Below are 17,958 nucleotides of genomic sequence, written 5' to 3'. Positions count from 1 at the left end.
TAAGCAGTTACACAGTTTTTAGGAAACTCCCAGTAAAAATCGCAACCTTTCTTTAGTTTTATAAAACTACTTAACTTTAGAGTCGTTTATGATTTCCGTTGTCGATAAAGCAACTCTTTATCACGATGCTTTTTGTCATGGTAGCTATTTTGCTTGATACTAAATAAGGCACTTTCAATCACTATTCATAACCGATATGAATTCAATCAAGTAATTATAATGAAAAAGATAATTATAATCTTATTTTAGCTGCCACGGCTTGTTTGACAATGGTTCGCCAAGCAAACGCTGCACCAAAATTTTCTAAGAATTATGCCGCTCAAGTAAATCACCATAAAGTAAGTAGGAAATTTGATAATAAACATACAAAAATTAAGAAAAAATCGATATCGTTACAGCAAAAATTAAAAACAATAGCGGCTGCAAAAAGAGCAAAGTATAAGTACTAAGGCAAGAATACTCATGGATACTGTATTTAACTGCTAAGTTTACTTGTATAAAAAATAGCGCCCACATTAGGCGCTGTTTTTCATTCTCATGAAAAGGATAATAAATACTGACTAATAAAAGCTACCAAACATCAAAGTTAGATCTTAGCTGTATTGGTTAATTTTGATAAGTAGCTTTAATTTGCGTTTCTAAAAAATTGGTGGCAACGTTATTGTATTGGTTACAGTAGACCTCTGCGATATTAGGGTTAGTATCTTCTTTCTCTTGAACTCCTTTTTGGTAGTAATAAGCGTCATAAATTAAGCCTTTGTATATCACAGCTGCATTAATATCGCCATCTCCATCGGTATATCTTACCGCTTGCAATTCATTTTTGCTTCCGACATTTTCTTTGACCACATTGTTGACAGTATTACGTTTTTTCTCATTAGCAAGCCACTGATCTATCGACATACTGCCTTCGTCTTCACCGTCGGAAAAAGTATAGTAGTCTTGATCAGGGGTTTCTAAAAATATGTAACACTGAGAGCCACTAGGATAAGTAGCGTTAAAGCCGTCGGGGAAATACTCCAAATCTGTATCTATCCCCGTCTGAGCATTTTTTGGTTGCTTGCCTACGCCAGTGAGGTCGAGAGTAATAATGTCATAAGTCGAATTGACGGTACCGCTGCCTGACTGAATGTTTAGCTTGAACGTATCGCTATCTACGAAGCTGATTTTATAGAACTTACTATCGAACTCTTCAGTAACAGCGGCAAATAAATTGTTACCAACATAATACTCTAATCTATCACCGTTTCTGCTGTCTTGATAGGCAGTAGGTGAGCTGCCCACGACGGTAGAAATACTACGAATCAAGCCATTATTATTGAGCTTGAAAGCAAGCTTGCCCCATCCCGTTTTGTATTGTCCATTGATCACGTCGCTGAAAGGATCGAATGCAGTGTAGTTCAGCTCATTCTTAACAATAGGGCCACCATTGTCACCGCCGCCTGATACATATTCACCATCATCATCGCCGCCACATCCTGTAAGAGCCAAAGCACTCGTTAATGCGATACTTGCATATAGCTTATTGATTTTCATGTTGTTACCTATCGTTAGTATCCTATAAGAAGCTCAATAGTAGTCAAAGCTATTTTTAATTGCAAAACAAAGTTTTAGTTTTAACATTGTTGCTACAGTATTACTCTATTTCTACTAGTAGCGGTCGAATACAAATTGATAAAAAAGGCGCACATGCTAACCGCAGATAGTTTTTTTGGATTGGAGAGGCTGTAGCGATTTGGTTGCCCATATAGTTGGCATCTATTCAATACCTCATAAGTGTGACTAGGCTTAATTAAGTGACTTATAACTACATACTGTTAAAAAAAATCGTCTTAGTGTTATTAATAGTCACATTGTTATATAAGACATCACCCTGGGCATTTATCTTGTAGCGTTCTGTCGAAGTGCCGTCAGGGTCGTAGCTGAGTAATAAGTTTTCTGAGCTTTCTATATACAGCCATGCGGTATTATTACTCTCTCGTTTGAATAACCATATCTGCCTATAGGTTTTTATCTTGTTACGTTTACTGCTATCGCTATAAACCTCTTCAGTCAGATACATACTTGAATCATGTATGTTGGCTATTTTCGGTATAGGTTTGGGTTGCAATTGAATACTCACCTACGTCGATGGTAAAGCTATGAAACACCAGTGGCTCCAAAGTGAAATAGTTGATACCTACTGATTTATCCACCACTTGATCACTATACGCTCGAGTATAGACATTGAGCATGGCAGTCTCAACGGGGTAGTAGGTGACGATTTTATTAGGCGTATTCATTACTACGCTATTATTCACGCCCGTTGTACAAGCATTTAAGCTGAGTGTGCCTAAGATACACAATCCTAGTATTTTCATCGCTTAATCCCTTAGCTTATTTAATCTGCTTATACCTTTGTTTACTATAATCGAATTTTTAAGCAATGATATCTGCCAAGTATTTTAGACCCTGCTATCATTAGCTCACTTCTGTGATGAGCAATCACTAATAAAATGATTAACGACTTTACAAAGTGTTTAGGAACCATAAATGCCAACCAGCATTGCTAATAAAATGACCAATAAGATTAATCAAGACGATATTAATAAAGCCGTATGGAATGGCTGTGATGACTTTCTAAATCACCTGAGCGGTGATGAAGATCATCACTTAGTAAGCATTGCTTCGTGTCGTTTTCTAAGTCACCTGAGCGGTGATGAAGCTATGGTAGCAACGTCTACCATATCGATATATTTTCTAAGTCACCTGAGCGGTGATGAAGTTCCTTGTCGTTTGCAAAATATAGATGCTAACTTTCTAAGTCACCTGAGCGGTGATGAAGTGAATGATGCTGCACTTGATGCTCTCGAAGCTTTTCTAAGTCACCTGAGCGGTGATGAAGGTCTGCTCGATACTGATATTTGTTTTTGGTCATTTCTAAGTCACCTGAGCGGTGATGAAGGGTGAAGTTATGGAACATGCTGATGATAAAGATTTCTAAGTCACCTGAGCGGTGATGAAGATGGCGATGCACCTGCAAGGCATCAACTATCGTTTCTAAGTCACCTGAGCGGTGATGAAGTTAAATCTGCTGCTTCTGCTGTTGGCGTAGCTTTTCTAAGTCACCTGAGCGGTGATGAAGAAACGAAAGTCACAAATATGCTGAAAGCATTATTTCTAAGTCACCTGAGCGGTGATGAAGATCTGACCATGTGTTATATCAACATCATCAGTTTTCTAAGTCACCTGAGCGGTGATGAAGAAGCACAGTTTTAGCCGTTCTTGCCTTCATATTTTCTAAGTCACCTGAGCGGTGATGAAGTACTCGCGGTGGTCGTCCTCCTAGTGTCGAATTTTCTAAGTCACCTGAGCGGTGATGAAGCAGTCATCGAATTAGATGATAAAAGCCACATTTTTCTAAGTCACCTGAGCGGTGATGAAGAGAAGTTACTGAAGGAACATTAGTAGATGGTTTTTCTAAGTCACCTGAGCGGTGATGAAGTTAATACAAATTCATAAGCGCCATGCGTTATTTTTCTAAGTCACCTGAGCGGTGATGAAGTACTAGGCTCTTGCGCTGCCCATTCCCATGACTTTCTAAGTCACCTGAGCGGTGATGAAGGAGCGTATGCCAACAATGTCACTATTGAGTGTTTTCTAAGTCACCTGAGCGGTGATGAAGGGTCCGTCATTAAGTCGCTTGTGACCATTGGCTTTCTAAGTCACCTGAGCGGTGATGAAGAGTCGAGGCAAAGCCGATTGACCTACGTGACATTTCTAAGTCACCTGAGCGGTGATGAAGTTAAAGCACTGCAAGACAGCAAGGCATTATCATTTCTAAGTCACCTGAGCGGTGATGAAGTACAAGTGATGCAGGAGGTCGTCGCCCATAGTTTTCTAAGTCACCTGAGCGGTGATGAAGTTGATACCGACGAGGTGTTAGTAATCAATATATTTCTAAGTCACCTGAGCGGTGATGAAGAAAGGAACAGCAGGGTCTTTCGGTGGGTCTGTTTTCTAAGTCACCTGAGCGGTGATGAAGCTTAATAGGAGTATTGCATGATTATTTATATGTTTCTAAGTCACCTGAGCGGTGATGAAGTCTCGTTTGGCGAAAGCTCATTAACGATTAAATTTCTAAGTCACCTGAGCGGTGATGAAGTGGCGAGAATTACGGAAAGATTTGCATCGGTGTTTCTAAGTCACCTGAGCGGTGATGAAGTATCAGTGATAGGCGCAATATCAACTGGTAATTTTCTAAGTCACCTGAGCGGTGATGAAGGCATTAGCAGGTCAATAGCCACTCACTCGAGTTTTCTAAGTCACCTGAGCGGTGATGAAGCTATTCGAGGTTGTTATCAATATCCTAGTGGTTTTCTAAGTCACCTGAGCGGTGATGAAGGAGATAGACGGTGTTTATAGCGGTAATTATCTTTTCTAAGTCACCTGAGCGGTGATGAAGATTTGAGGGTGTCGGGCATGGTCATGATGAATTTTCTAAGTCACCTGAGCGGTGATGAAGTTGCTGCAAAAGTCATTGCCAATGCCGAAGCTTTTCTAAGTCACCTGAGCGGTGATGAAGCCGTTATATGCTGATATAGATGGTCTTGATATTTTCTAAGTCACCTGAGCGGTGATGAAGTAACGACACGAGCGCTCATTAAAGACGCTGGATTTCTAAGTCACCTGAGCGGTGATGAAGAGGAATTATAACTCAAAAAAATCAGCTACAACAAGGCTCGGAAGGCAAAATACCCTATTTTACCTTCCATTTTTGTCCTTGCTGTAACTGTTTGATTTTATTGCAAGTTTTTAAGTAGTCAAAAATAAGGGTTTTTATGCCTAATTTTTGGGCAATTCGTCATTACCCTTCAATCGGTTTACCACTGTGGCACGGTAACCGCATTTGACATACCATTCATGCCATATACATTAAATTTACCAATAACTTGCTCTTGACTGGCTTGCTGTAAGATTTGTAATGGATAGTGAGTTTTATTGCTTTCACTATACATTCTAATAAAAGGTAATTTTAACTCAGGTTTGCGTTTGGCAACGATGGCTATTGCCTCTTCATTGCTAACGCCCATTTTATTAGCCAAAGATTTTACTTGTATATCAATAGGTTTGAAGCGATAACGATGCACGCTGACATAACCAGTCGCATTATTACCTACTTCTTTGATACCTTTGATATGCACATAATCTGTTAGTCGCGTTAGCCATTTATCGAGATTTAGGGTCTCTAAGTCTTTTTGGTTAGGAGCAAAGACGCGAAGCTTTAGCCCAAGCTTGGATGACTGCTCTTTTTTATCATCATAATGATAATCAGGGAAGCTGACACCGATTGAGTCTATGCCATGCTTATTTTTTATATCAGCAAACCCAATATGCAATTGGGTAAAAAGCTTGCTCCAAATGAAGTAAGGCGCAATATCAGGGTCGGGGATGATGGTTATTTCTTGGAAATAGTACAGGCTTGTTGAGTTAGTCATAACTTACTCCTTACCGCTGGCACCAAAGACGCCACCGCGAATGAGTACGCCCATCACATAATGTTGTTGCTCAATTTCGGGTATTTTGCCTTGCAATACCCAGCTATCAAACAAGCTATAAAAATCCATACTGTCTTTTGGTTGGCGAAAAGCCGTACCCAAAGTGGTTACCGCACCATACGGTTCAATGGCAATAGGAAACTCAGCATCATGATACCAGTTGTCAATAGTACGAATGGCATTACTAACTTTTTGTGAATGCATGCCAGCTTTGTCATTGACAGTATAAAGTATTTTGCTTTTAGTCTTGCCCGTATCGAGCACTAGCTCTTGTGAGGGATAGACTTCCTGACCGTAGCCCATTACCGCAGAAGCTTTGACATAGAGTATGATAAAGGCGCTACCATTAAGCCCTTGCTCAATAAGGCTGGCAAGTTGATTCAGATCATCGCTACTTTTAGAATGGTCATCAAAGTCGCGCAGTGATATGGTTTTTGCATCAAAATTAAGACTATATGCTTTTTCACCGACTGTGCAGCTGACTTCAACCTTTACATGCTCGGCACCGACACGATTACGCCATAACCAACGAGCGTTTGCAATATTGGTGGCATAACGATGAGCCAATTCACTAACGCCTTGAGTCTCGATGTAGCCTTGCACAGCAGACACTAATGCTTTTTGATAATCTTGGTCGTTACAGACACTTGGCTTGCCAGTGAAAGGTAGTACCTTGCAGCTCCAAGTCACCACTAAAGTGTCATTGGTTTCATCTAGTGAAGCCGAATCTACTGTTTGTAAATTGGCTTTTTGGATTTCAGCATCTAGTTTAGCAGGATCGTTAGCGATAGCTTTTTTCTGACGATTGCTAATCGTACCACGAACTGATTTTTCGCTTACTTTGACGGGAATGGTTTTGGTAGCAGTATTATTGCTGTCGTTTTGAGCAAAAAAGGCATCTGAGATATCTAAGTTACGCTCAAATGCTAGTACTGAGGCAGTTGTAAGGTCTGATTTTGACATGTAATTCTCCATTTTATTAAAGGTAAATTTTGGATTTTTTTAGGATAAAGGTCTAAAAGCTAGGTTCTAAAAATACTTACGGACTACGACAAGTCTTGATTTTGCGTGACTAAATATAACGATTTATCAGCATCATAGTGATAACGCCAAAAAGCGTTGGCAATAGCGTTCTTACCATCAACATCGTTTAAACGCTGCGGAAAAACCCACTTACCGAGACTATAAATCGCTTCAACATATTGACTAGGGTACTCAGGATTGCGCACATTTTGCATTACGCCAACATCATATAACTCTGAGATACCTTGATAGCCTATAGGTATTGGCACTACCCAACCATGACCGCTTTTGCGTGACATCGTAGACCATTTGGTATCACCACTGGTTTGTAATTTAGGAATTTGATGTAGTGCGCAGACATCTATCAGCGCATCTAAAGCAGTAGCCTCAGGATTATCCTGTTTGATTTCGTTAATAATTTCTGCGAAATCATCTTGAGCATCCATCAATACAAAGGCTGGCAATAATTGCGGTGTAAGCATGCCGATATCATGTTGATCAAAATATTGAACAGGATCAAATCGGGCTAAACTTTGTACGCTGCCACCAGCCATGTGCTGCTGTTGAATCCATTGAGTGGTGCGTTTAATAAGTTGATTTTGCTGCTCAGGCATTAACTCATCATTGGCTAATACCTCTACCACGAAACTCACGACCAATCGGCATTTACCCTCTTCAATAATAGAAGCGGTTTTACCATCTTTTTTAATAGGATTGCGAGTTTGGTTAAAGCTATAATTGCTATAGCTATTTTGGCGATATATTTGCGGCTGACAGTCATAGCAGGCTATCAACACACCGCCTAATGATACGCCTGCTAATTGTGCATCCTCTGCCATCTTGCGCGACATAGCGTGAAAGCTTCCCAAAAATCCCGTGATAGCAGGGAAACCATAGGTGATAGGGCTGGAGATACTATTAGCACCTTCAATAATGACTTTTTTGAACATCAAATAGCCTTTGATACCGATACTGACTTCATTAATGACACGGCTCATAAAAATACCCCTCTGCCTGCGCGCTCATAGCGTTTTATCATATCTTCGATTTCACGCACCCATTCCAAATGTTCAGGATCACCAAAGTCATTAGCTTTTTTCTTAAACTCAGCTTGTAGTAGAGAATTTAACCAACGCGCGAAACCATGAATAATGAGTTTATGCCAATCATCATTTGCCTCACGTTCCGCTTTAAAATCCTCTTCACCCTCCAAATCAGCACGTTTAGGATCAAGCCAAAGCTTCTCAAAGCGCTCAAGCGCAGAGTCTTTTGACCAGCCAGCAGGCAAGCTGCTACGTAGCTCATCGCTCGCTGAGAATATCTGAAATAGCATCTCATCAATGGCATGCTTGCGAGCCTCTCTGATATCGACGATATTGCGAGCATCTCTGACTGATTTGAAAATATCCTCAATCGCTTCACGTGCATGGTATTGCAGACCAGTACCAAAAAGGCTATTAGCAAATTTAGAAATTTTAAAGCCCTTGGCATCTTTGACTGTAAGCGGTGGTAGAGAGGGTAGAAGGTAGTTACGACCGCCCTTTTTACTCATTAATAAACTGACGTTTTGCGGTTTAGTTCCGCCTAGTTGTAGGGTTGCTAGTTGTTTTAGGTCCACATAAGGTCTTTGTTCTGCTGTTTTCTTAAAACGATTGTCCCTCGCTGCTTTATTATCGTCCGAAAACTTCAGATGATTGATTCTCTGATAAACTTCATGGGTGAGTACAGAAGGGTAGAGTGGAACAATAGTAATGTAGTCAAGCGACTCTAAATTAATATTTTGATACGCATTGGTGACCCATAATGTTTGTTTGTTACGTTCATGAGCACTAGGTTGAGTAATGATATTTTGCAATGCCGTCTTAAAACTGTGATGATAATCGTTGGCAATGGATAGCTCGCTAGCTAGTGAGGCAACAAAATCAGCATTATCCTTTAAAATCAGATCACGAATTTTAATATTATCATTGACTTCAAAGTCAAAAAAAGCGGCAAGAGGTAGGGCAGCGGCATTACCATTGGCATCAATGTAATGACTTTCTATAGAATGGGTGCCAACTAAATTTTCTGGGAAATTTTCTGTAGCCTGAAAGCTGATATTGTCGCCTTTCGAATCGGGGTGAACCCCTTTTGAGATATGCGTACCGAAGTTGAGTTGCTTTGCCATGCGAGTTGCCGCATCAGGAATCCAACTAGCGACACTATATTTATCTTCAGCATTCGATAAAGTCTCATTTAGCTCTGAAACCTTATCATAGTCGTTACTCTCAAGAGCTTTAATAAGCTGCTTTTGCTCAGTTTCAGTTTTCTTATCGTATTGGCTGGCTAGAAATGCTTTGACCGCAGCGCTTGCCAGCTCTTTGGATATATAGGTCAAGGTTTCCTCCTTATAAATCATTGATAAATATTAATTCATTCCATGCTATTACAATTTAAAACTTACGATAAAATAAGTGTCTCAATACTATAACTACAAACTTTTAAATAGTAAATAGATTTCTTAGTCCCTTATTTAAGATTTACCAAAAGCTGCTATAATTTAGGCTCACCAAATAGGTGACTTAGAAAATGCTATTACAGTTAAAAACTTTTTTTCACCACCGCATAGGTGGATTAGTAAAATAAAAAGCACGGTTAATTCCGTGCTTTTTTATGTCTAAAATCTACTGACGAATAAAACCAAAAAACTCATGAAAAGCCCAACCACGATTGTTGTTGGTCGTAATCCTATCAAGCGATGCAGAGGAGTAGGTAATGGCTAAAGAGCGTAAGCTTTTTTCAGGTTGCATTTTTTGTAGATCTAGCAAAGCTGTAGTTAGCGAAGTGGTTAGCCATGGCTTAATCTGACTGTGAGTAAACTCAAAATCTAAAGACTGTATGACTGAGTTGTGGATGGTAGAGCGAGCTAAGCCTTTTTCAAACACATCTTCTGCGTGATAGGCGTCTAACCTTAGACTTGGCTCGTCGGTCTCTTGATCATCATGTACCATGCGCGGTATCAATAACCAATCCTCTTGCGGTGTGCCTGCTCGAAAGGGCGTGATCTGTTGCAAATGAGTATGGAAGCGATTGGCATCAGCTACATCGTGCCAATATGCATTGACATAGTTGAGCTTAGGATTATTTAACAAATGGCGCATGACTCGATGCTCAAGATCGCTTAAGGTTTCAATCGATTTATTTGAAGGGCTTATAATTCTAGGTCTAGCATCGACTTGTTGAAGCTGCTCTTTAGTTAGCAACTCATTAAGATCATAACTAGTGGGTTTAAATAGCGTAGTCTCAAAACCCGGATAAGTAAATACTGGTCGACTCCTAGCGTTTTTGAAATAACGAATATTGTATTGCAGCAGTAAGATATTAGGCTCAGTAGCCACTTTGTCAGGACGATGACGCCAAACTCGACCAGCCAGCTGAATGATAGAGCGCATGGACGACGGCTCTACGATCGACCAGTCATAATCATGGTCACGGCCCACTTCCGCTACAGGTGTGGCCAGCACCATAAAAATATGCTTCTTGGCAGGGTTAGCAGTGAGAGCTTGTTTGATTTCGGGATGATCAGAGAGTTCAATTTTATTATCACTACGATCTAAAATACAATCCAACTTGTTCTCTATAGTATTTCTTAGCAATAAAATTTGTTTGGCGTGATAACACACTACATGGATAACGGTATCGTCAGGAACATTGACTTGATCAGCCTTAAATAATTGCATGGCAATGTGATTAATATTATTGACATTAGCAATTCTGACCAGTCCTATACTCACTTGCATCTCTTTTCCAGACTGAGAGCATATTTCATGATGACGGTCATGCAAGCTTATAGCGCCATCGATTAGCGTTTTCGCTAAGGCGTTAAAGAAAGAATTTTCTGTGTCCTTAGTATATTTAGCAGAAAAAGGCAATATTTCCGCTTGTCGTCTGACAGGTTGCTTCGCTAAATAGAGCGCCCGTCTTTCACAAAATACATTGTGTTTAGCCTCGAAAGCTCCAATATCATCACACTGCTCAGACATCATCGCTTTGGGCTGCTCATCAAACCAAGCGCAAACCACTTTAGGAGACGGTTTATTTTGGCTTTGATTGAACAGCTTGCGCCCCTCCATATAAGCTTCAAACAGTCCTGTTACCAAATCAGGGGTCAAAGTTGCGGAGGACAATAGAACGCGCGTGCCAAAAAGCCCGGCAAGATGAACCAAGCGCGAAAGTGCAGGCAAGTCCGCTTGATCAAAGTCATCCGGCTCATCCAGTATCAAGTCACTACTAAGTAGGCGCAGCATAGGGGCAATGTATTTACCACCGCGTTTGCACTCAGAGGCTTGTATAATATGGTCAACGGTACACGTCACAACGGGCGCAAAAATCAAGTCACGTGCTTTAGAGTTCGCGATAACAGTGTCGAGATTTAATGCTTCGTAATCTTGATAGTCTATGTCGCTGTCTACTATTTCATCTAATAAATCCTCGCTAGATTCGCTACCAAAACTTTCGCAATCATCAGCTGGTTTATCGTCACCTGTATATTCACCAACAATGTCAGTGATATCATTGGTCTTGTTATCGTATGCCATCTCAAACAACTTTCTATTGGCTGAACCACCTACTAATATGGCTAATTGATCGCCTTTTAACTTTAAGTTTTTACGAAAGCTTAACCCAGTTTGCAAGGTCAAAATGCGTAGACCTAGCGCAATCGTAAAACGTGCCCCCTTTTTTGGGTCAGCTAAAGCATACATAATACGAGCGTTACCAATCGTTTTGCCTGCACCTGTCGATGCCATATTTACGCCAAAAAAACCATGCTCTTGGGTAGTTTCTTGTAATTCATAGGTCATCTTAAACGCTTGATTCTGCCATTTAAAACGCTCATTTCCTGTAGGCTTAGCTAAAGGATCATGATTTTTTAAAGTTGGCATGTCATTAGCAATAATAGGTAAAGCGCGGCAAAAATGTGCGGTAAAAGTGCCAACGCCTAGTAAATGCTCCTCAAGAGATTGCTTAATAGCTGATTCACCAGCCGTGCGATCAGTGTTAGCCGCTATATGGTCAAACGATCCATTAACTTTCAAACAACGGGCATCATCTTGCTTAAGGCTAGAATAATTATGGTCGCCGACCATTAGGCATAAGCGAGATAAATGGAGTAAGAAAGGATCACTGATGGCTTTTTTATTATCAACCGCTTGCTGACTTATTTGCATTAAAGTGGGATCATTTAAAGCTTTTTTAGACCAACGTTTGATGGTTTTTTGCCAAACTGTGCTATTAATGACTAATTTTTCAAACCGCCAAAAATCTTTTAACTTAGCCTTGGTCATTTCATCTACAGATTTAGGGTTTCTAATCCAATAATCGATGGGCGTGAGTCTTGAATAAAAGGTATTTAGACTTCTTTTATAATGGTCAGTATTAATGGGCTGCTGTAAATTTTGAATAGTTTTAGCAGGGAAAAATACCTGCTTGACTGGTGGCAAGCGATGATGAGTGACAATTAGCCAAGCGGTCCACTGGGCAAGAGGTGGCATGTCTTGAACCTTTACCGCATCATGATTTGCATTTGCCAATAATTTTTCAATATCGTTAGCTTTTAGCCAGTCATTAAGAGTTATAAAACGATTAAGCCAAGCGTCATCAGTTCTACAATCAGCAATTATCAATTCAAACAGCTTTAAAGATATCCATTCATGACGATAAGGATCACCTTGCTTAGTGGCTACGTGTAACTTATTTTGAAAGCCAATCGTTGACTTGCCAATATCATGTAACAGTGCAGCAATGGTAGCGACAATCTGAATACTACTGGCATAACGCCACTCATTTTCCCACTCACTGTGCAAGATGTTTCTTTTGGTACGGTTCACAGGAACAATCCCAACCTCATTAAACTTACGCTTATTGCCCACCACCCATACCAGCTCAGTCAGCTGGCGTGTCTTATTACGATGACAGCTTACTGCCGTTGACTTAGTCGCTGAGCTGCGTAATAGCTGCTTGACCGTTTTTAGACCTTCCTCAGTAATAGCCGTTTGCCAAACATTATCACCAATCCGATTAGCGAAAGCGTCCAAAATACGCCTAGTTCGACCTAGAGCTTTCTTTTCACATTGCGAGACTAAAGTGACAATCATTTATGCCTCCCAGCTTTTTGTCATAGCAATCTGCTTTATGACTTCAAACTGATAATCCAGTGCCTTATGCTTAGTAAACATATTCAGACATTCTTGACGAAACTCTTGCTCGCTCATATTTTCGCTAGCACAGATAAAGGCGAGAGGCAGCACTAAAGCATCTTTGATAATATCGGCTATATCAAACACCAATGCACCGCGCCTTGTCTTACCATGCATTACAGCAAAGCCATGCGGAATGCCTAATGTCCATGCTGTTGTTGCGCCAAGTCCGTAGGCTAAGTAGTTACCATGATTGAGAAAGCCATTGGCTTTATCGATACCTTCATGCTCACGAGTAAAGCCATCGTAGCCCGTATTCTTTGCCGCCAATTTATAAAGCTGCTTGGTCAGTCGAGCTTCTAATTGCAATAGATGCATGACTTCCATTTGCTGATTGATTTGCCGAATGTTATCCGTGAGCAGGGCTTGCACCGCATCAATACTGCTATCAAAGCCCCAACGTTTTAGCTCACTGTCTTTACTCCATACCGTTTGTAGATAAGCCAATCGTGCATGTTGCAATAGTTTCGCTGCCATCAAACGCTTGTCATCATCCCACCACCAACTCATCCACCCTTGAATATATTCTGTTGGACGATACTCACTTTGTGGCGTCATCCACTCGATAAATATTTCACGCTCCGCACCCATAAATAATGGCGAGCCACCACCACCACAAAAGCCAACCAAGACGCCAGCTTGTGATAACAATCGCATTGCCGCTTGAGTGATGGAAGTTCCTGTACCGAGTAGAATGGAGGTGGTATTAGCAATAGGAATGTTGTAGAACAGATTGGCTTTATCCTCTTCAGTTAGATAGAGAATTCGACCATCTTTTTGCATTACCCTACAATGGGAAAGGTAGTAGATATTGGCACGTTTAGAATGCAAAATAGTCTTTAGATCAGAGGACGCGAAACTATTGTCAGTATAGGCGTTGCTAGGTTTTGCCATAGTAGTTCCGTCCATTGGAATTATTGTAGAGTTTAATACAAATTTACTTTAACGGAACTATGTCGGTAAAACAACGTATAAAGAAGCCTTTACGACAACAGATGTCGTCAGTTAATTAGAGACAATAAAAAGCCAAACAACCTACGCTGTTTGGCTTTAAATATTTAAAACAATTTATCGGTTGTTATGCTCACGCCACACAGCATGCTCGCATACTTCACAACACCAACTCTGTTTTGCACGCATATAAGGAATGTCTGCTGGTATCTCTAAAGGACAAATATAGCCACAGTATTCGCATAGCACATCATCTAAATAAGCAAAACATTGACCTATTGTTTCAAACAAAACGTGTAAGCTGATCTCATATTGGCAACAAAGCGCATTTACATGTTCAATATAGCCATCATATCCGTCATTGTTTGAATATGCCCAATAATCTGCACAAACTCTTAGATCTCGAGCATTTTGAGTCATACTTGGCTGAAGCTTAACACTCATAGCATTCTCCTCAGTAACCATAGCCAGTTTGTGGCAGTAATCTATAAAGCTCGCCCTCCAGTTGATGGCACATCTCATCAACAAGATAGCCACTATTGGCATCTAAGCGCTTCTGAACCCATACACGCATTGCCATATGATTATCGAAGCAACTATCAACATTTAAGAACCTAGCTAAACCATTACCTGCTTGGATAGGAAACTCACAAATTAAACTATTGGCAATGACATTGGCATCTTTACTAACGTAACCACTAGGTTTGAACGCCGCATGCAGTTTATCGTAATCAATGATTTTCATTGTGATACCTCCTTGCTAGTAGAGGCTGGTGCAGTCTGACTGCGAATAACCAAAGCCTCAAAAGCGCTGCCATCTTGACGGGTCATATTCGGCACATAGCGACTGTAGGTATTAAACAGCATCTTAGTGGTAGAGTGTCCCATTTGACTGGCTATCCATTCAGGACTCTCACCTGCTGCTAACCATAGCGTCGCTGCCGTATGCCTTGTCTGATAAGCGTTGCGTGTCTTGAGTCCTAAAAGCCTAAGCGTGGGATGCCATACTTGTTTATTGATATTGTTATAATCAAGCAGCGAACCAGTATGGGCACAAAACACATACTCTGAGCGCTTATAAGTGATGGCTTGCTGATCTTTTAAAGCATCAAAAACCCAAGGTGATGTTTGAATCGCACGATAAGACTCTTGCGTCTTAGGGGGAACCATTTTGCCTTTAACCAGCGCCTGCTTGATCACTATTTCGCGACGATTAAAGTCAATATTCTCCCATGTTAATCCATCAATCTCACTCGTACGCATACCAGTAAAGAAGCGCACCAAGTAATAATTACGATAGTCTTCCCTAACGCCATTGATGAATTTCTAGACTTCCTCCAGTGTAAATGGCTGAATATCAGTTTTAGGCTCTTTGAGTGACTTAATGTCATCATAAGGGTTATCAAACTTGTAGCGTTTAGCGGCTTCCTTTAGTATCATACCTAAAGGTACCATTATCGAATTGATGCGTGCTGCTGACAGATGTTTGTTAGCTTTTCCGTACGTTACTTTGGCGAGCGATGAACGGAAGGCTAATACATCTGTCTTTTTTATGAGATGAATGGGTCTAGTCCCAAACTCAGGCAATAAATACATATCAATAATCTCCTGTATTTTACGTTTGTAGGTATCGCGCCACTCAATTTCTTTTTCAGAAAACCAGAGTGTGGAAAACTGCTTAAAAGAAGGAATGTTAGTATTAATACATTCCTTACGATCGTTTAATGCAACCATCTCTGCTGCTTTATCACTTTTAGGAAAGTACTCAGCATAATTAAAAATACCCAATCTGATTTTTGCTTCCATATTCAAAATAATATCTTCGAGCTTCTTACGATTTGCTGGGGTATCTATCAGGTTTGTCGTCTCCCGACAGCGTTTTCCCATGTAGTAAAAATCGACTACAAGTCTGCCATATCTAGTTCTAATGCTAGCCATCATACTTCTCCTTATTGTAGTGCCATGGCGTTAATGGTACCGGCAATGCCAGTGCGCATATCTTTTTCAATTTCTTCCCAGATGTATAAAATCTTACGCCCTCCAAAAGGACGTATATAATGAATCCCTTCAATCAGGACGCTATCCTTAAGCTCGTTACGGATAGTACGAGGGTTGTATTTGATAAGCTCAGAAAGCTCTTGGGTAGTCAGGTAGGTATGTGACATAATATGTTCCTTATATAAAGTTTAATCATAATGGTACTTTTAGATACCATAGTTGTAATTTACTATATATTTATAACTATGCAAGTACTTTTTATAACTATAATTGGAGTTTGCAAGATGATAGTTAATCACCTTCCTACTTTGTTAGCTGAAAGAAGGCTAAAAGTAGCGGATGCCGTACGAGCGACAGGAGTGAGTAAAACGACATTACATAAGATTTATAATGACCAATCGTCAAGAATTGATTTCGATACTATAGACAAGCTTTGCGAGTATTTAGAAGTAGGAGTAGGAGATCTTTTTGAATATGTAGCAGAGGTTGAGCCAAAGGATATAAAAAAATAGACGTTAATCTAAAATTCAGAGTAGAGGTCAAAAAGAGGGTTTTTGGTTTAGATATTTTTGAAGGCTGGTCACGTTTTGGTCACCATTTGGTCACCGTCGCTTTTTTGAGCAATTTTATAGAGCTTAAATACTTGTGATTATAGAGCGATACCAATAAGGATTTTCCCCTACAGCCCATATTTTACAGGCAAAAAAAAGCCCCAGTCGTTAAACTGGGGCTTTCTAAATTTGGTAGGCATAAGCAGACTCGAACTGCTGACCTCTACCATGTCAAGGTAGCGCTCTAACCAACTGAGCTATACGCCTATTTAGGTTGAGTATTCTATCAAGTTTCCACTATTTTGCAAGCCTTTTTTCTAATAAAACTGCCTTATTATTGTGATCTTGTGATTTAGCTTTGTATCGACAGTCAAATAAGGATTTTTATGTAGTTTTAATTGCTATAATAGAATTATCATTTAGTTTTTATTGTCAATAGCGATGAGTTACTTAGTACTGGGCAATCTAGTAACACTATTGCAGATAATAGAAAAACATCTCTGATAATAATCAAATAGTATCTAATAAAGTTAAGTTAAGTTAACAGTGAAAGGGTTAGGAGCACCGTATGGGCTTATTGGTCGATGGGCACTGGCAGGATAAATGGTATGATACAGCATCTAGCGGTGGACGCTTTGAGCGAGAAGATGCAGGCTTTAGAAATTGGGTAACGTTAGATGGTAGTGTTGGTCCATCGGGTCAAGGTGGCTTTCAAGCCGAAGCCAACCGTTATCATTTATATGTTTCTTTGGCATGTCCATGGGCAAATCGCACCACGATTTACCGCAGACTCAAAGGTCTAGAAGATATTATTTCGATGTCTGTGGTTCATCCCTTTATGGGCGATAAAGGTTGGACGTTTGCAGAGGGTGTAGGTGTTGTCGCTGACCCTATTATCAATGCAAGTTATCTATATGAAGTTTATCTCGCGGCAAAGCCAAATTATACGGGACGGGTGACAGTACCGGTATTATGGGATAAAAAGACCAATACCATCGTCAGCAATGAATCCGCTGAGATTATTCGCATGTTTAACTCAGCTTTTGATGACGTTGGGGCAGTAGCTGGCGATTTTTTACCATCCGATGCAATAATAGACATTGATGAGATAAATACGTTTGTTTATGATGCTATCAATAATGGCGTCTATAAAGCTGGTTTTGCGAGCAGGCAAGCTGCTTATACAGAAGCGGTCGTTGCGCTATTCGCTGCGCTAGATACGTTAGAGACGCGCTTGGCAGACCAACGTTACTTAATAGGTAACACAATAACTGAGGCGGATTGGCGCTTATTCACGACCTTAGTGCGTTTTGATGCCGTTTATGTTGGACATTTTAAATGTAATATTCGTCGCATCGTTGATTATCCCAATCTTTGGGGCTATCTGTGTGATTTGTATCAAGTATCGGGTATTAAAGACACCGTGAATATGGAACATATCAAAGCACATTATTACACCAGTCATGCAACGATTAATCCAACTGGAGTGATACCGGCTGGTCCTATTATTGACTTTGATAAGCCGCATGGGCGAGCACATTTATCGAGTACTATTTTATAAAATGCTGTTTGAGTTTTTAGGATAAAGAAATAAAAAACCGTACCCGCTGCTATAAAGTCGTGGGTACGGTTTTTTTAGTATAGTCGGTCCTAAATAAAAGA

The 17,958-nt window shown here is 40.3% G+C and carries 13 protein-coding genes, 1 tRNA gene, 1 pseudogene and 1 CRISPR repeat array; of the genes and pseudogenes, 2 read left to right on the top strand and 13 right to left on the bottom strand.

Features of this window, described 5'->3' with window-relative positions; translation table 11 throughout:
- Nucleotides 1–606 precede the first annotated feature (606 nt).
- From M0221_RS08735 to M0221_RS08680, 12 genes and pseudogenes are all read right to left on the bottom strand, one after another.
- Nucleotides 607–1,536 carry a hypothetical protein gene (locus M0221_RS08735; protein WP_483283571.1) on the bottom strand — a complete coding sequence of 310 codons (930 nt, stop codon included), beginning with the start codon at nt 1,534–1,536 and terminating at the stop codon, nt 607–609.
- Nucleotides 1,537–2,069: 533 nt separating this feature from the next.
- Nucleotides 2,070–2,360: an HpaA family protein gene (locus tag M0221_RS08730; RefSeq protein ID WP_262881093.1), complete on the bottom strand. Its 291-nt coding sequence runs from the start codon at nt 2,358–2,360 to the stop codon at nt 2,070–2,072.
- Between the two features lie 256 nt (nt 2,361–2,616).
- Nucleotides 2,617–4,684: a CRISPR direct-repeat array (repeat unit 28 nt; unit sequence TTTCTAAGTCACCTGAGCGGTGATGAAG).
- A 178-nt stretch (nt 4,685–4,862) separates the two neighbouring features.
- Entirely contained in the window at nt 4,863–5,477 is a 615-nt protein-coding gene (gene cas6f / locus M0221_RS08725) for a type I-F CRISPR-associated endoribonuclease Cas6/Csy4 (RefSeq protein ID WP_483283570.1), read from the bottom strand.
- Between the two features lie 3 nt (nt 5,478–5,480).
- Nucleotides 5,481–6,500, bottom strand: coding sequence for a type I-F CRISPR-associated protein Csy3 (gene csy3, locus M0221_RS08720; RefSeq protein WP_483283569.1), 1,020 nt, complete (start codon nt 6,498–6,500; stop codon nt 5,481–5,483).
- 83 nt (nt 6,501–6,583) lie between these two features.
- On the bottom strand, nt 6,584–7,558 hold the full coding sequence (csy2, locus tag M0221_RS08715; protein ID WP_483283568.1) for a type I-F CRISPR-associated protein Csy2: 975 nt from the start codon (nt 7,556–7,558) through the stop codon (nt 6,584–6,586).
- Entirely contained in the window at nt 7,555–8,937 is a 1,383-nt protein-coding gene (gene csy1 / locus M0221_RS08710; RefSeq protein WP_483283567.1) for a type I-F CRISPR-associated protein Csy1, read from the bottom strand. Before csy1 ends, csy2 begins: the two co-directional genes overlap by 4 nt.
- 286 nt (nt 8,938–9,223) lie before the next feature.
- Nucleotides 9,224–12,694 carry a type I-F CRISPR-associated helicase Cas3f gene (gene cas3f / locus M0221_RS08705; RefSeq protein ID WP_483283566.1) on the bottom strand — a complete coding sequence of 1,157 codons (3,471 nt, stop codon included), beginning with the start codon at nt 12,692–12,694 and terminating at the stop codon, nt 9,224–9,226.
- On the bottom strand, nt 12,695–13,690 hold the full coding sequence (cas1f, locus tag M0221_RS08700; protein WP_483283565.1) for a type I-F CRISPR-associated endonuclease Cas1f: 996 nt from the start codon (nt 13,688–13,690) through the stop codon (nt 12,695–12,697).
- Nucleotides 13,691–13,864: 174 nt separating this feature from the next.
- Nucleotides 13,865–14,191, bottom strand: a complete 327-nt coding sequence (locus tag M0221_RS08695) for a hypothetical protein (RefSeq protein ID WP_149409644.1) — start codon at nt 14,189–14,191, stop codon at nt 13,865–13,867.
- Nucleotides 14,192–14,201: 10 nt separating this feature from the next.
- Entirely contained in the window at nt 14,202–14,492 is a 291-nt protein-coding gene (locus tag M0221_RS08690) for a hypothetical protein (RefSeq protein ID WP_263241865.1), read from the bottom strand.
- Nucleotides 14,489–15,685: pseudogene (locus tag M0221_RS08685) on the bottom strand (Arm DNA-binding domain-containing protein). Before M0221_RS08685 ends, M0221_RS08690 begins: the two are co-directional and overlap by 4 nt.
- Nucleotides 15,686–15,696: 11 nt before the next feature.
- Complete coding sequence (locus tag M0221_RS08680; RefSeq protein ID WP_483283564.1) at nt 15,697–15,912, bottom strand: hypothetical protein; 216 nt, start codon at nt 15,910–15,912, stop codon at nt 15,697–15,699.
- A gap of 117 nt (nt 15,913–16,029) precedes the next feature.
- Between M0221_RS08680 and M0221_RS08675 the strand changes: the two genes are divergently transcribed.
- The gene (locus M0221_RS08675; RefSeq protein ID WP_483283563.1) at nt 16,030–16,257 is read left to right on the top strand and encodes a helix-turn-helix domain-containing protein; all 228 of its coding nucleotides are present in this window, start codon (nt 16,030–16,032) and stop codon (nt 16,255–16,257) included.
- Nucleotides 16,258–16,486: 229 nt separating this feature from the next.
- Here the strand turns inward: M0221_RS08675 and M0221_RS08670 are convergent.
- Nucleotides 16,487–16,563: transfer RNA gene (locus M0221_RS08670), tRNA-Val, on the bottom strand.
- A gap of 301 nt (nt 16,564–16,864) precedes the next feature.
- Between M0221_RS08670 and M0221_RS08665 the strand changes: the two genes are divergently transcribed.
- On the top strand, nt 16,865–17,857 hold the full coding sequence (locus M0221_RS08665; protein WP_483283562.1) for a glutathione S-transferase family protein: 993 nt from the start codon (nt 16,865–16,867) through the stop codon (nt 17,855–17,857).
- Nucleotides 17,858–17,958: the final 101 nt, after the last annotated feature.

This window comes from Psychrobacter sp. ANT206 (genome assembly GCF_056880555.1).
The sequence above is the reverse complement of the archived record's forward strand: the minus strand, read 5'-3'. Positions and strand labels throughout refer to the sequence as shown.

What these genes read in the sequence shown, in the direction of transcription:
- M0221_RS08735 (WP_483283571.1), bottom strand. Translation starts at nt 1,536, where the DNA reads ATGAAAATCAATAAGCTATATGCAAGTATCGCATTAACGAGTGCTTTG.
- M0221_RS08730 (WP_262881093.1), bottom strand. Translation starts at nt 2,360, where the DNA reads ATGAAAATACTAGGATTGTGTATCTTAGGCACACTCAGCTTAAATGCT.
- cas6f (WP_483283570.1), bottom strand. Translation starts at nt 5,477, where the DNA reads ATGACTAACTCAACAAGCCTGTACTATTTCCAAGAAATAACCATCATC.
- csy3 (WP_483283569.1), bottom strand. Translation starts at nt 6,500, where the DNA reads ATGTCAAAATCAGACCTTACAACTGCCTCAGTACTAGCATTTGAGCGT.
- csy2 (WP_483283568.1), bottom strand. Translation starts at nt 7,558, where the DNA reads ATGAGCCGTGTCATTAATGAAGTCAGTATCGGTATCAAAGGCTATTTG.
- cas3f (WP_483283566.1), bottom strand. Translation starts at nt 12,694, where the DNA reads ATGATTGTCACTTTAGTCTCGCAATGTGAAAAGAAAGCTCTAGGTCGA.
- cas1f (WP_483283565.1), bottom strand. Translation starts at nt 13,690, where the DNA reads ATGGCAAAACCTAGCAACGCCTATACTGACAATAGTTTCGCGTCCTCT.
- M0221_RS08695 (WP_149409644.1), bottom strand. Translation starts at nt 14,191, where the DNA reads ATGAGTGTTAAGCTTCAGCCAAGTATGACTCAAAATGCTCGAGATCTA.
- M0221_RS08690 (WP_263241865.1), bottom strand. Translation starts at nt 14,492, where the DNA reads ATGAAAATCATTGATTACGATAAACTGCATGCGGCGTTCAAACCTAGT.
- M0221_RS08680 (WP_483283564.1), bottom strand. Translation starts at nt 15,912, where the DNA reads ATGTCACATACCTACCTGACTACCCAAGAGCTTTCTGAGCTTATCAAA.
- M0221_RS08675 (WP_483283563.1), top strand. Translation starts at nt 16,030, where the DNA reads ATGATAGTTAATCACCTTCCTACTTTGTTAGCTGAAAGAAGGCTAAAA.
- M0221_RS08665 (WP_483283562.1), top strand. Translation starts at nt 16,865, where the DNA reads ATGGGCTTATTGGTCGATGGGCACTGGCAGGATAAATGGTATGATACA.